We start from the raw sequence: 648 nt of genomic DNA, 5'->3' as shown, positions 1-648 counted from the left end.
AGGGGCCGGCCCCAGGAGCCGCACGCCTTTCTTCCGGCTGGCCACGAGCTGGTCGGCCGCGACGTAACCAGCATCGACCAGATGAGTGTCGGGCAGCAGACCTTTGGCCTTGAGCCCGTCATGAATGGTGTTGAGGGTGTCGCGCTCCACGACCGGCGCCGGCGTGGTCTCCACATGCGTGATCAGGTGCGGGCCGCCCTCGTCACAAACCTCGGTCAGATGAACCTTGTAGCCGATCCAGGTCGTCGTCCCCTTGTTGGCATAATAGACCTCTGGATCGTAGGGCGATCCGGCCATCAGCAGGGCGGGTGGAAATCCCTCATGCTCAGTCCGCCACCGCACCCGGGGAGTGGTCTCAGAGCATGGGCCATCCTCAGGTTCTCCGGTCTGAGCCGGGTCGGTCAGACAGAAATTCTGCACCCAAACCTGCCGCAGCAGCTCAACGGCCGGGATCTGTCGCAGCCAGATGGGTGCACCAGGAGCCATGATGGCCGCCAGCAGCTGATGACCATCGCGCCCGATCTGCTCGGCATGGGCGCGCCGCTTCGCCTCGCCTTGCGGGACGTCATAGTCGTCAGCCCGCCTGCCATAGCGCTCGATCCAGGCGGGATTGGCATGAGCGCGCAACCATGCCGGAGCCGCGGACGC

1 pseudogene is annotated in these 648 nt (G+C 65.4%); it reads right to left on the bottom strand.

The annotated features are described in order from the left end of the window. A pseudogene (locus DDF70_RS36290) lies at positions 1-648 on the bottom strand (IS5/IS1182 family transposase); the annotation flags it as partial.

The sequence above is a fragment of the Microvirga calopogonii genome, assembly GCF_003347665.1.
Lineage (GTDB): Bacteria > Pseudomonadota > Alphaproteobacteria > Rhizobiales > Beijerinckiaceae > Microvirga > Microvirga calopogonii.
The sequence above is the reverse complement of the archived record's forward strand: the minus strand, read 5'-3'. Positions and strand labels throughout refer to the sequence as shown.